This is a genomic window from Sphingobacterium bovisgrunnientis, from assembly GCF_009829085.1.
Lineage (GTDB): Bacteria > Bacteroidota > Bacteroidia > Sphingobacteriales > Sphingobacteriaceae > Sphingobacterium > Sphingobacterium bovisgrunnientis.
This window is the reverse complement of record NZ_WUQY01000004.1, coordinates 140,987-154,329: the sequence shown is the minus strand read 5'-3', so window position 1 is coordinate 154,329 and position 13,343 is coordinate 140,987. Positions and strand designations below refer to the sequence as shown.

At 37.8% G+C, this 13,343-nt stretch carries 11 protein-coding genes; 3 read left to right on the top strand and 8 right to left on the bottom strand.

Annotated elements, in window-relative coordinates; all coding sequences use genetic code 11:
- Positions 1-130 precede the first annotated feature (130 nt).
- The 5 genes from GOQ16_RS03955 to GOQ16_RS03935 all read right to left on the bottom strand — a co-directional run bounded on the left by GOQ16_RS03955 (position 131) and on the right by GOQ16_RS03935 (position 4,161).
- Positions 131-895 (bottom strand): exodeoxyribonuclease III, encoded by a 765-nt coding sequence (locus tag GOQ16_RS03955; protein ID WP_160068106.1) that lies wholly within the window; start codon positions 893-895, stop codon positions 131-133.
- Between the two features lie 3 nt (positions 896-898).
- Positions 899-1,663 (bottom strand): peptidylprolyl isomerase, encoded by a 765-nt coding sequence (locus tag GOQ16_RS03950; RefSeq protein WP_160068104.1) that lies wholly within the window; start codon positions 1,661-1,663, stop codon positions 899-901.
- 10 nt (positions 1,664-1,673) lie between these two features.
- Positions 1,674-2,021, bottom strand: a complete 348-nt coding sequence (locus GOQ16_RS03945; RefSeq protein ID WP_149912388.1) for a hypothetical protein — start codon at positions 2,019-2,021, stop codon at positions 1,674-1,676.
- A gap of 67 nt (positions 2,022-2,088) precedes the next feature.
- Positions 2,089-2,526: a low molecular weight protein-tyrosine-phosphatase gene (locus GOQ16_RS03940; protein WP_160068102.1), complete on the bottom strand. Its 438-nt coding sequence runs from the start codon at positions 2,524-2,526 to the stop codon at positions 2,089-2,091.
- Between the two features lie 81 nt (positions 2,527-2,607).
- Positions 2,608-4,161 (bottom strand): Do family serine endopeptidase, encoded by a 1,554-nt coding sequence (locus GOQ16_RS03935; RefSeq protein WP_160068100.1) that lies wholly within the window; start codon positions 4,159-4,161, stop codon positions 2,608-2,610.
- Positions 4,162-4,372: 211 nt separating this feature from the next.
- On the opposite strand from GOQ16_RS03935, the gene dapF reads away from it, so the two are divergent.
- Together dapF and GOQ16_RS03925 are read left to right on the top strand one after the other, a co-directional pair.
- Positions 4,373-5,161, top strand: a complete 789-nt coding sequence (gene dapF, locus GOQ16_RS03930; protein ID WP_160068098.1) for a diaminopimelate epimerase — start codon at positions 4,373-4,375, stop codon at positions 5,159-5,161.
- Between the two features lie 89 nt (positions 5,162-5,250).
- Positions 5,251-8,133 (top strand): DEAD/DEAH box helicase, encoded by a 2,883-nt coding sequence (locus tag GOQ16_RS03925; protein WP_160068096.1) that lies wholly within the window; start codon positions 5,251-5,253, stop codon positions 8,131-8,133.
- Between the two features lie 123 nt (positions 8,134-8,256).
- Here GOQ16_RS03925 and GOQ16_RS03920 read toward each other — a convergent pair whose 3' ends face one another.
- Together GOQ16_RS03920 and mfd are read right to left on the bottom strand one after the other, a co-directional pair.
- Complete coding sequence (locus GOQ16_RS03920; RefSeq protein ID WP_160068094.1) at positions 8,257-8,748, bottom strand: SMI1/KNR4 family protein; 492 nt, start codon at positions 8,746-8,748, stop codon at positions 8,257-8,259.
- 235 nt (positions 8,749-8,983) lie between these two features.
- The gene (mfd, locus tag GOQ16_RS03915; RefSeq protein WP_160068092.1) at positions 8,984-12,319 is read right to left on the bottom strand and encodes a transcription-repair coupling factor; all 3,336 of its coding nucleotides are present in this window, start codon (positions 12,317-12,319) and stop codon (positions 8,984-8,986) included.
- A 113-nt stretch (positions 12,320-12,432) separates the two neighbouring features.
- Between mfd and GOQ16_RS03910 the strand changes: the two genes are divergently transcribed.
- Complete coding sequence (locus GOQ16_RS03910; RefSeq protein ID WP_160068090.1) at positions 12,433-12,831, top strand: hypothetical protein; 399 nt, start codon at positions 12,433-12,435, stop codon at positions 12,829-12,831.
- A 133-nt stretch (positions 12,832-12,964) separates the two neighbouring features.
- On the opposite strand, the gene GOQ16_RS03905 is transcribed toward GOQ16_RS03910, so the two are convergent.
- Entirely contained in the window at positions 12,965-13,261 is a 297-nt protein-coding gene (locus tag GOQ16_RS03905; RefSeq protein WP_160068088.1) for a GIY-YIG nuclease family protein, read from the bottom strand.
- Between the last annotated feature and the right edge of the window lie 82 nt (positions 13,262-13,343).

Genomic DNA, 13,343 nt, shown 5'->3' with positions numbered 1-13,343 from the left:
CCGACTTCGTGAACATTGAAAATAAATTAGCGAAACAAGGTAAAATCATGAATAATGCTGTTTCTTCTTTCATATATATGAGAAACTAGCCAAAGTCAAGAAAGGAGAAACAATGTTTCTCCCTATTTTTTTAAGCTAACTCTAATAGCACAGGACAGTGATCTGAATGCACCGCATCTGGTAATATTTTAGCCCCAACAATTCTATCTTGCAAAGCTTGCGAAGCCATATTGTAATCAATACGCCAACCTAAGTTTTTGCCTCTTGATCCGGCTCTATAGCTCCACCACGTATAATGATAGGGATCAGGATTCAGTGACCGAAATGTATCTATAAATCCAGAATTAATAAAATTCTCCATCCACTCCCGCTCAGCAGGCAAAAATCCTGAAGTATTCGCATTTGATTTTGGATTGTGAATATCGATAGCACGGTGACAAATATTATAATCGCCACTAATAACTAAATTAGGATGTTCCACGAGTAACTTATGCGCATAATGGTGAAAATCATCCAAGAATCTATATTTAAAATCTTGACGTACATCACCCGTTGTTCCTGACGGAAAATAGGTACTCATGACCGACACATCATCAAAATCCGCACGAATTATTCTCCCTTCGAAATCATAATCTTCGTGACCGCAACCGTATTCTACATGTTTTGGTGTAATTTTAGTTAAGATTGCTGTACCGCTATAGCCCTTTTTCTGCGCGGGATACCAATAGTGCTCATAACCCATTTGTTCCAAAAATAGAATTTCTGGTACTTGATCTGGCGTAGCTTTTATTTCCTGTAAACAAACGACATCTGGATTAACCTCCGTCAACCATCCTAACCAATCTTTTTTTAGTGCCGCTCGTAGTCCATTAACGTTGTATGTGATTATTTTCATAGACTAGAGTTTGTAGTTCTTGGACTTGAATCCGTCAAATAACTTAGTAAAAAAACCATTTTTAGGTTTTAACCCATTCATTTCTCTTTCAGTATTTATTGCTTCGCGACGTGTCAACAAACGAATATGCATTGGCTCATCTGTAATCGGTCTATCCACATTATTTGTGGATACAGCAGCGATTTGATCGACAGCCTCAATTCCTTTTAAAACCTCGCCAAAGACTGTATAGTTACCATCCAAATGCGGCGTACCACCAATGGTTTTGTAGGCTTCACGCTGTTGTTCTGAGAATTGCTTTCCTTGCATACGCATAGTTACCAAGGAATCTAAACCAGCATCTGAGAATTTACGTCCTTGCACAATGTAAAATTGCGAACCCGATGATGACTTTGCAGGATTATTGTCTCTTGCTGCACCTAGTACACCTTTTTTGTGAAATAATCCTTCTTGAATCTCGGAATTGATTTTATAATCTGGTCCACCATTACCCAGTACAGTTAGACTTGTGGTTGTAGGCTCCTTAGATTCAGGGTCACCACCTTGAATCATGAAATTTTTAATCACACGGTGAAATAGAATACCATCGTAATATCTTTCACTCACTAACTTCTTGAAGTTGTCACGATGCTTGGGTGTTTGGTTATACAATTGCGCCAGCATTACACCTTTGTTAGTTTTGATTTCTACATAGTAATGTTGTGGCTTTTGTGCAAAACTTTGCATTACGAAAAAAGTCAAAACGAGACTTAAAACTATTCTTTTCATTTATATTATTTTATATAAAATCTAAATCTTGGAAGTAGTCAATAATCAACGATTTCATGATCAACTCTTGCTCTAATAATGTATAATTAGGAACGGGTTTTACCAATTTCCAATGCGGCCAACCATCCTCATCTGAACCTTCCAACTCATAAAAACCCATCGAAGAAAACAACCTGCATGTCGCAATATGCATCAGTTCTTCTTTTTCTCGTTTCGAAAATTGTTTTGGTCCTTTTCCCAATTCCTGTACACCGATCAAAAATAGCATGACTTTCAGATCCGGTAATTCCATGTCAAAACTTTGCGCAATGGCTTCCCGAAGAACATTCCACTTTTGATTTACTTCTGTTGCTTTCATATACTAGCTATTGCGCCAAAATACTATTTATAATTTGGTTTTGGCACAACCTGATTTAATCGTTACGTTATTTCGACAATTTCAAGATGAGATCTTGACATCTTTTCTCCACCATCGCATATACTGGCTCAAACATCGCGTCATCGTAATACGGATCTGGCACAATATCGTCGTCCAAAAACAGCGACACTTTCGCCTTTTGAGCATCATTTTGCGCAAGTCGAATTACATCCTTATAATTCTGTCTATCCATAACTAAAATACGATCGTATTTATCGAATAACGCCGTTGTAAAATGTTGTGCTTTCTGCGTAGAAATATCCACTCCGTATTTTTTAGCTACTGCAATACTGCGTCTATCTGGACACTGACCGACATGCCAATCACCTGTTCCTGCAGAATCTATTTCCCAGCCTAAATTTTTGCTATCTGCTATTTGTTGTAAAATGCCGTGTGCCAATGGCGATCGACAAATATTTCCTAAACAAACCATTAAAATCTTCATAGCACAAAAATGTCTTTTTATTCTGTAAAAACAAAAATGGCTTCCCGAAGAAAGCCATTTTATATCAATTAAGTATTGCTATTAGTATTCAATAGGAACATTTAGTTCAACTGTGCTACCGCGTTGAGGCACACCTTTGATACGTACAATGTTACGTCTTGTTGATGACAATGCTGATTCTACATCATCCACACTGTTCACCGCTTTTCCATTTACTTCAGTGATTACTAAACCTTTTTCTACACCGAAGTATTCGAAAACACCACCTCTGTGTACTTGAGTCACGATAACCCCAGACGACACACCCAATTCTTTCTTACGTGCATCCGTTGCAGGAATGAAACTAGCACCTAATTTATTGAAGATTTCGGTTGCGCTTGCACTTGGTCCATCTTCACCACCTTTACCTTTTGTATCTTCTTCAGCTTTTAGCGTTAAGTTTACATCTTTCTCTTTGCCCTCACGCTTGTATGTGATTTTTACTTTATCACCTGGACGAAGTCTAGCTACACGCTCTTGTAAATCTGAAGATGAGTAAATGGTTCTGCCTTCGATTTTAGTAATAATGTCACCGCCTTTGATACCAGCACTTTCTGCAGCACCACCTTTTACAACATTTTGTACATAAAGACCATTAACGTCATCAATACCTTTTTCTTTACGCAAAGCTTCATTCATTTCAGTGAACGTTACGCCAATGAAACCGCGTTTTACACTACCGAATTCTTTAAAGTCATCCAAAATCTTTTTAGCCAAGTTAATTGGGATAGCAAATCCATATCCTGCATATACACCTGTTGGGGAAGCAATCGCTGAGTTGATACCAATTAATTCACCACGCGCATTCACCAACGCACCCCCACTATTACCTTTGTTAATTACCGCATCTGTTTGAATAAATGACTCAATCGCTGTATTGATAATTTGTTGATCTTGATCACCGAAGCCACGAGGCTGTTGTTGCTGTGAATCTCCCAAAATACCAATTTGACGACCTTTTGCACTAACGATACCCGCTGTAACCGTAGATTGTAAACTCAATGGATAACCTACAGCTAATACCCACTCACCAATTTGTACATTATCCGAATCACCCATTTTTACCATTGGCAAATTTGTAGCACTCACTTTTAATAAAGCTAAATCCGTGTTGGCATCTTTACCAATGACTTTAGCTTCGAAAGTGCGTTTATCTGTCAGTTGTACTTCGATTTTATCTGCATTTTCAACAACGTGATTGTTTGTCACGATGTAACCATCAGGAGTCAAAATCACACCAGACCCAGAAGCTTGCTGTTGACGAGGTTGTGCTTGCTGACGGCGTTGTGGTGCACCGAAAAATTCCTCAAACATATCGAATGGAGAACTTCCGCCACCACCGCGTTGCGATCCGCGCGCAGTCATTGTCACTTTTATATGTACTACTCCAGGAGATACCGCTGCTGCTGCCTGCGTGAAATCTGGATTTCCTGTCGACGACATAATTTCTGCCGAAGGATTATTTGCATAATATACTTTTTGCTGTTCTTCTAATGTCATGTTTCCAAACTGTTTGTCTTCAAACAATTTGTATCCACCTACAGCTATTGCTCCACCTAAGACAGCTGTCAATAAACTTATTCCTATTTTTCTCATATTATTTATTGCTGTTTTAAAATTCTAAATTATTGTATTTCTATTCTTACCTTGTGGCATTCAAATCTAATACCATATTAGCAGATGACATATCCTTTGTCAGTTAAATTTTGTTAACAAATCACGTGTAGACAAGCTATTTAACAAGTTTTAACAAATTGGCTTTAGTTTTGTAACAAGAATATTAAATTTGAGCTAAATTTTCAAATATATGAGCAGAAAAATCCAATTTTCTAAATACCAAGGCGCAGGAAACGATTTTGTATTGATAGATAACAGAAATAACCTTTTCGATAGAAATAACAAAGATTTGGTTAAAAAGTTATGTGATCGCCGATTTGGTATTGGTGGGGATGGCTTGATGTTGCTTCAATATAATGAAAATTTTGATTTTGAGATGGTTTATTACAATGCAGATGGTGGCGAAGGCACCATGTGTGGTAATGGTGGACGCTGTATAGTTGCATTCGCAAGAGATCTGGAAATTATTTCAGACAAAACTGACTTTGTGGCAGTTGACGGTCCACACGCGGCAGAAATTACTGCCGACCAAGTCAATTTAGGCATGATCGATGTAAACATTGTTGAGCGTGATAATGATGCATTCGTCTTAAATACGGGTTCACCTCACTATATTCTGAAAGTCCAAGATTTAGAAAATCTCGATGTATTCAAAGAAGGTTTTGCGATTCGCAATAATGAAATCTATGGCGAAAAAGGTATTAATGTTAATTTCATTGAGGCAGAAGGAAATGGATATTTTGTACGCACTTTTGAGCGTGGTGTTGAAGACGAAACTTTTGCCTGCGGAACAGGTGCTACTGCAGCAGCCATGGCAATGGCAATAGATCAAAACTTAGAGGGCGACATTACTTTACCTATTCGTGTATTGGGTGGACAGCTTTATATTTCATTTCATAAATCTGGAACTACATTCACAAATGTGTATTTAAAAGGTCCAGCGAACTTTGTATTTAAAGGCGAAATCGAAATTGATTAATTATTTCAAGTATTATTAACGTATTATTTCATCTTCCTACATTTTCAAGGTATATTAGTTGTCTTTTTTGAGGGACATACTACAGATTGATGCAACAGATAGATACTTCACATTCGTACAAATTAATATATTCTTTTGGTGAGCACCCTTATTTGGGTTACCTTATCGAACCACATATCGTACAGCTCAATCCAAACGGTAGTCTTTCGCTTTCCTCCAAAAGAGTATTCACTAATACGGTAGATGAATTTGCGGACGCATTGGATGAAACGGATTACAAAATCATCAAACTGCTTGATGAAATCGAACAAAGTAACGTAATCAAGAAATATCACAAAAAGCCTGTTCGACCGATCGACTACTTCAGCAAAATATTTGACGATAAAGTTCGCAACTATATTCGTCCAAAATTAGAAAAGAAACTGCTGAAGGTCATGGATATGATTGGTGATAAGCCAATCTATTTGATGAGTAAAAAAGATGGTTATCCTGCAGAACAACAGCTACGAATAGCAGAACAGACCACATCTATTCTTTTTCACTTCAGAAGAAATGAAGAAGAAACACGCTATTTCCCCACATTGAAATATGATGGCCACCGCATGGAATTTATGTTCAAAAATGCGGAAGTAGTCATCAATGCACAGGCTTGGCTTTTGTTGGACAATGTTCTTTATCATTTTGACCAACCCTTAGAAGGCAAAAAGCTAACGCCTTTTCTAAATAAAAGATACATCAGTGTTTCACGAGCTACAGAGCGCAAATACTATGAAACCTTTATTTCGCCTTTGATTGAAAAATATGCGGTCTACGCTGAAGGATTTGATATTAAAACACTCAAAGAAGAGGCTACACCTATTTTGACACTCAATTATGTACAGAACGGTGAATCGCATATTCAACTCAATTTTCAATACGGTGATTACACCTTCTCTCCTACCTCAGATCAAAAGGTATCTGTCCGCATGTCTTATGACGAGGAAAATGATTTGTACAGCTTTACGCGCATAAAGCGTTCGGTAATTTGGGAAAATAATCAACATAATCTGCTTGAAGAATTGGGTCTAAAAAGGCAAGATGCCTTATTTGGATGCTATACCACCAATAAAATCGAGTTCCCAAATGTATTTGAATGGCTGAGTCACAAGCAAGAAGAATTAGTTGCCAAGGGCTATATCATCAAACAAGAAACAGGTGATAAGCATTTCTTTATTGGGAAGACAACCCTAGATATCGAGATTGTCGAGGATAACGATTGGTTTGATGTACGCGCATTCGCGAATTTTGGACCTTATAAAATTCCTTTCATACAACTACGTGATCATATTCTGAATAGAATTCAGGAATTTACCCTTCCCAATGGTGAAATAGCCATTATCCCAGAGGAATGGTTTGCGCAGTACGAGCATTTGTTTCAATTTGCGATAAAGAAGAATGGGCTTCAGCTCAATAAAGCTCACATCGGGATTTTACATGAAATATCCGAACATACTGCTTTGACGATGAGTCGTAAATTACAAAACCTAAGCAATTTTGAAGAGATCACTAAAGCAGAACCACCTGTTGACTTCAATGGCAGTTTGCGTCCGTACCAAGAGGCTGGTTACAATTGGTTTCATTTCTTACAAGAATTCAAATTCGGCGGTGTCTTAGCTGATGATATGGGTCTGGGGAAAACGGTACAAACTTTAGCCTTATTGCAAAAGCAAAAAGAAGAGTTGAAGAGCACCGATCATGCGAAAACTTCTTTACTGGTGCTTCCGACATCACTCGTTTATAACTGGCAAAAAGAAGCAGACAAATTCGCCCCTAAGCTGCGTATTCTAATGCATGTAGGATCGAATAGATTCAAAGATGCGTATGCATTTACCCATTTTGATTTAGTGATTACGACCTATGGTATAGTGCGTAGTGATGAAGAGCTTTTTAGTAAGTTCTTCTTCAACTATATTATTTTGGACGAAAGTCAAAATATTAAAAACCCAACTTCCAAGTCTTTTAAATCTATCAAATCACTTAAAAGCAGACACAAACTAGCGTTGAGCGGAACACCTATAGAAAATTCTGTTTCGGATATTTGGTCTCAAATGCACTTTTCGAATCCTGGATTATTGGGAAGTTATTCTTTCTTTCAAAAAGAATTTGTGATTCCAATTGAGAAAAAGAAAGATGAAAGTACAGCAAAGCGTTTGCAAGCGATTATAAAGCCGTTTGTACTGCGACGCACCAAAAGTCAGGTAGCGACAGAGTTGCCTCCTAAAACCGAACAAATCGTGTATTGCGAGATGAATGAATCGCAAGCCGAGCTCTACGAATCGACAAAATCCGAATACCGCAATGCATTGCTTGAAGGAACAGTGAATGATAATGCGAAAGGAAATCAAATCGCTTTATTACAAGGTTTAACCAAGTTGCGCCAACTGGCGAATCACCCCAAAATGGTTGACGCCGATTACACCGAAGATTCGGGGAAATTCGAGGCTGTCATCAACATGTTGGAATCTATCTCTACAGAAGGAAACAAAGTGCTGATCTTCTCTCAATTTGTAAAGCATCTGGATATATTCAAATCATACTTCAAACAAAAAAATATTCCTTTTGCGTATTTGGACGGTGCAACGAAAGATAGAGCGCAAGCGGTACAAGAGTTTAAGGAAAATGATGCTGTCAAGGTTTTCTTAATCTCCATCAAGGCTGGTGGTGTTGGTCTAAACTTAACAGAAGCGGATTATGTATTTATCTTAGACCCATGGTGGAATCCTGCGGTCGAGCAACAAGCTATTGATAGATCACACCGCATCGGACAAACCCGCAATGTATTCATCTATAAATTTATCAGTAAGGATACCGTAGAAGAGAAAATAGTGGCTCTACAAAACCGCAAAATGTCAATCGCTACATCACTTATCACTACAGAAGACAGTTTTGTAAAATCGCTTTCGCAAGATGATTTGAAGGAGTTATTGAGGTAGTAGTTATTGAATTTTTTTTACTATTTCGTCATTTCGAAAGAAACACAATGTAGTGAGAAATCAATTAAAAGATTTCTCCTGACGACGAAATGACTCGGTTTAGGTTACTATTACGAGTAGTTTTTAATTTTCATGCTGTTCAACTATAAAACTAAGAACATTTTTAAAATATTCTTTTAGGTTTTCAAACTCATGTTCTCCCGGATACCAGTTCGCAAATTTCCAATATCTCCAATCTTCATTTTCTGATTTTGGAGGCAATAATAAAAATTGTTGCTCTTCTAATTTTCCACCTACAATTATCGCATTATCCAATTCCGGCAGAACATCGTACGCATCAATTATTTCTGGAGCAAAGTTTTTCAGATAATCAATTTCCGTAATCCTTTCAAAACTTGGCTCTATATCATTCGGGGATGAAAAACCATTTGTTATTCTCAAAAACTCTTTGTAATCCTCTGGTAGTTTCACACCAAGCTTGCCTTCAACTTCTGCTACTTCCCTTTCGGTTGATGGAACTTCACCAAGCCATTCATTTTTTATTTGTTCAACAGTAAAATTGAAATCTTCATATTTGATTGCTTTCTGAGAAATTTCGATTAACAAATTTTTCATTAGTTCTATTTTATGCAGATTTGATAAACAATTGCCTATAGCATCTAAATATACACAATAGCCTTAAAAATCAGACACCTACTAAAGAATTATAAAACAAGAAAAACTGTAAGAAATCTTACAGCTTTTGACAATCCTCCTAAGAGCTTATTCTTTTAGATTAAACTTTTTTTCGCTAATAATTCAGCTACATTTATTGCATTCACACGAATCGAATCATCTTGAAATGAGTTTTCTACACCATCTTCTTCAGCAAATGCAGAGCATAATCTATTGTTGTGATATTACTTAAAGCTAAGCGCAATTGTCCTTTTACTTCTTTTAGATTACTAATAGAAGGATTTGCTCCTACGAAAGCCAATACTTTTCCAAACTGATCCGATTCGAAATAGCTGGATTTCGCATTGCTGATAAAGAAACCTTTCAATGTTTGCTTCTTGTATGAGATCTTCTCAAAACCAATTTCTTTGCCTAGCCATTGCAAACGCAGTGTATTAAACAGTTCAAATACAGGTGCAGGAATAGGACCAAAACGGTCTTCTAATTCCTTCTCAAAAGCCGTGAGCTGTTGTTCATTTTCGAGCTTCGCAATATCATTATACAAATTGTAACGCTCGCCAATATTAGTTACATATTCGTCTGGAATCATCACTTCCAAGTCGGTATCTATTTGCGTGAACGATACGTATTTTCTGTTTTGTTCGTCCGCAAACAATTCACCAAACTCATCATCTTTCAATTCTTGAACGGCTTCATCCAAAATCTTATTGTACATCTCAAAACCAATCTCCGCAATAAAGCCCGATTGCTCCGCACCCAACAAGTTACCCGAACCACGAATATCCAAATCGCGCATCGCCACATTGAAACCTGAACCTAATTCGGAGAACTCCTCAATAGCCGAAAGTCGTTTGTACGCTTCTGGTGTCAAAGTTGACATCGGTGGACTCAACAAATAACAAAAAGCCTTCTTGTTCGAACGACCTACACGACCACGCATTTGGTGCAAATCACTTAACCCAAACATATGTGCATGGTTGATGATAATGGTATTGGCATTCGGGATGTCCAAACCAGCTTCAATAATCGTCGTGGCCACTAACACATCAAAGTCGTGGTTGATAAACTTCAACATCACATCTTCCAAGTCATCACCTTCCAACTGTCCGTGTGCTACGCCCACGCGAGCTCCTGGGACAAGCTTTTGAATCATTGCGCCTAGTTGCTTCAAATCAGCAACGCGGTTATGAATAAAGAATACCTGTCCCCCACGATCCAACTCGTAAGCCACAGCTTCTTGAATCAAGGCTTCACCAAAAACATGCAATTCTGTCTGCACAGGTTGTCTGTTTGGTGGAGGTGTCGAGATAATACTCAAGTCACGCGCGCCCATTAATGAGAAATGCAATGTACGTGGAATAGGTGTTGCGGTCAATGTCATCGAATCCACATTGGCGCGCATTACTTTTAATTTCTCTTTGACTGATACACCAAACTTTTGTTCCTCATCGATAATCATCAGACCGAGGTCTTTGAATTTTACATCCTTGCTCACCAAGCGATGTGTACCGATGATAATATCTATTTTACCCTCTTCGAGTTTTTTAAGAGTTTCTTTGATTTGTTTCGTAGACTTAAAGCGATTGATATAGTCAATATTCGCAGGAAGACCTTTTAGACGCTCGGAAAATGTACGGAAATGTTGCAATGCCAGAATCGTTGTCGGTACCAAAACCGCAACTTGCTTGCTGTCTGCTACGGCCTTGAACGCTGCACGAATAGCCACTTCAGTTTTCCCAAAACCGACATCACCACACACCAATCTGTCCATCGGATGTGGGGACTCCATGTCACGCTTCACATCGTTGGTCGCTTTTTCTTGATCTGGCGTGTCCTCATAGATAAAGGACGCTTCTAATTCTTTTTGCAAATACGTATCTGGACTAAATGCATTACCTGTCTGAGCTTTACGCACGGCATACAATTTAATCAGGTCACGCGCGATATCTTTAACCTTTTTCTTGGTTGTTTTCTTCAGTTTGTCCCAGGCATCCGTTCCCAACTTATTCATTTTAGGAACTGTACCTTCCTTGCCCGAATATTTCGAAATACGGTTTAAGGAGTTGATATTGACATACAAGAGGTCATTGTCTGCATAGATCAGACGAATCATCTCTTGCGTCTTGCCATTCACATCGACCTTTTCCAAACCCGCATATTTACCTACACCGTGATCTATATGGGTGATGTAATCACCTGGCTTTAGGTCACGCAATTCTTTCAACGTAATCGCCTGCGAACGCTCATACGCTTTGATGCGCTTGTATTTATAGTAGCGATCAAAAATCTGGTGATCTGTATAGCAAGCCAATTGTATCGTGTCATCACGATAACCTTCACGCAAAGCTTTATAGATTGGCGTAAAAGTCACCGACTTATCGATGTCATCCAAAATAGCATAGATACGCTCAACCTGTTTTGTCGAGTCCGAAAATATCAGATTTTTTATCTTCTTGCTTTCGTTTTCTTTGAAATTATGAATCAACAAGTTGAAATCCTTGTTGAAGGATGGCTGCGGATGGGTATCAAAGTTGATAACCTCATCTGCCTTAAAGAAGAACTGCTTACCAAACTCTACATTCGGAAAATCAAACAACATCGAACCGAAGTTCTTGTCATCCGTAAACGTAAAACGCGGATCTACTAAGTCTGGATTGTTTTTGAGATCGGCTTCGGACAAGGCTTTCCACAATTGGGAAGCTTTTTTGTAGCCTTCTTGGATAATATCAAAAGTGAATTGCACATCTTTAATCCAAATCACCGAATCCCTATCGATGTATTCGAGGAGGGAAATATGGTTATTGGCTAAAAACTTTGCTTGTACATTGGGAACAATCGTTACGGTGTGTATCTTACTCACCGAAAGCTGACTTTCGATATCAAAAGTACGGATGCTCTCGATCTCATCGCCAAAAAACTCCACACGATACGGCAAATCATTCGAAAAAGAGAAAATGTCGACTATACCTCCACGAATGGCAAACTGCCCTGGCTCGTACACAAAATCTACCCGTTCGAAATCGTATTCGTACAAGAACTCATTGATAAAATCAATACTCAACTTGGTATTCTGTGTGATCGGTAAGGTATTTTTCTCTAAATCTTGACGATTGATCACCTTCTCTGCAATGGCTTCGGGGTAGGTAACCACGATTTTTGGCAGTTCGGAAGTATGGTTGAGCGAACTCAGCGTTTCGGCACGTTGCAATACATGTGCACTATCCAGTTGCATGAAATCAAAAGCCTTACGGTAAGAGGCGGGAAAAAACAAAATCTGCTTGTCAAACAAACTCTCCAAATCACTCAAAAAGTAGGATGCCTCCTCATGCGTCGGCAGAATAAAGACATACGGACGCTCGTGCAGATGATAAGCCGAAGCCGCGACCATCGCATCCGATGACCCAATAAGTCCTTTGAGTTGGATTTTAGGATTTTTACTTTGAATTGCCTTTACAAGTGTAGTGACTTGTGTTGTTTTCCCGTAATGTGCTAAGATTTCCTGAATATTCACTTAAGTCCCAATGTTTTCACCAAAGTTAGTAAAAATATGGGAGTGGGGATTAGTCCAATCTTATGCGATTATAATTTATAGTTTCATTATATTAGTGAACAAACCAATGACCTATGAAGTTAATACTGTTCACATTAGTATTAATCTTGTCCTATAATACTAGTCACTCACAACATAAAGTTTGTGTAGATGTTATTAAAAATGATGGGGGAAAATATTATATTCTTTATTCTGACAGTACTTGGGACATAACTACAAAATCTACTTATGATGTTTATAATATTGTTAAAAGTGATAATTCTGACAAAACTGTCAGTAAGAAAAGTGTCTCATTAAATTCTAAACCTGTTCAATCTTCTACTACAAAAACGAGTAAAATTACGACTACTGGTACTAAAAGTAGAACTTCCGTTAGATCAACAACTTCCTCTATTTGTGGTGCAAGAACTAAAAAAGGTGGCTCATGCCAAAGACGTGTTGTTGGAGATGGCTATTGCTATCAGCATCGGTAATTTTTTTTCTTCTGTGTCAACCTCTACGTGCATTGTATGTAATTAGTTCAAATTGTTATAATTTCTAGATATTTCACTTTGTTCAATATGACAGTTTGAAATTGTCATTTCGACGATAGGAGAAATCTATAAATCAGACCTCATCATTAAGAAATATCCATGATGGATTAAAGACATTTATTAATTCTTCTTTTTTACTTCTGCGCCAACCTTTTAATTCTTTTTCTCTATCTATTGCATCATTTATATTGTGATATCTTTCCCAATAAATTAAGTAGTATACATTGTATTTTCCTGTGAAATGGCGTTTAGTAGTTTGAGAATCAATATAATGTTCATACAATCTTGTTTGTATGTCATTAGTAACACCAATGTACAAAACTGATCGATTTGCATTGGTAAGGATATATACAAAATAGTTATGTATCATAATGATTCTGATTTACTGTAATAATGATTTTAGTTATTTCACTAGGTTCAATATGACAGTGTGAAATTCTCATTTCACTTTA

Bases quoted from the DNA above. Each gene is read 5' to 3' on its own strand.
- GOQ16_RS03955 (WP_160068106.1), bottom strand. From the start codon at position 895: ATGAAAATAATCACATACAACGTTAATGGACTACGAGCGGCACTAAAA.
- GOQ16_RS03925 (WP_160068096.1), top strand. From the start codon at position 5,251: ATGCAACAGATAGATACTTCACATTCGTACAAATTAATATATTCTTTT.
- GOQ16_RS03945 (WP_149912388.1), bottom strand. From the start codon at position 2,021: ATGAAAGCAACAGAAGTAAATCAAAAGTGGAATGTTCTTCGGGAAGCC.
- GOQ16_RS03940 (WP_160068102.1), bottom strand. From the start codon at position 2,526: ATGAAGATTTTAATGGTTTGTTTAGGAAATATTTGTCGATCGCCATTG.
- GOQ16_RS03910 (WP_160068090.1), top strand. From the start codon at position 12,433: ATGAAGTTAATACTGTTCACATTAGTATTAATCTTGTCCTATAATACT.
- GOQ16_RS03905 (WP_160068088.1), bottom strand. From the start codon at position 13,261: ATGATACATAACTATTTTGTATATATCCTTACCAATGCAAATCGATCA.
- GOQ16_RS03920 (WP_160068094.1), bottom strand. From the start codon at position 8,748: ATGAAAAATTTGTTAATCGAAATTTCTCAGAAAGCAATCAAATATGAA.
- dapF (WP_160068098.1), top strand. From the start codon at position 4,373: ATGAGCAGAAAAATCCAATTTTCTAAATACCAAGGCGCAGGAAACGAT.
- GOQ16_RS03950 (WP_160068104.1), bottom strand. From the start codon at position 1,663: ATGAAAAGAATAGTTTTAAGTCTCGTTTTGACTTTTTTCGTAATGCAA.
- GOQ16_RS03935 (WP_160068100.1), bottom strand. From the start codon at position 4,161: ATGAGAAAAATAGGAATAAGTTTATTGACAGCTGTCTTAGGTGGAGCA.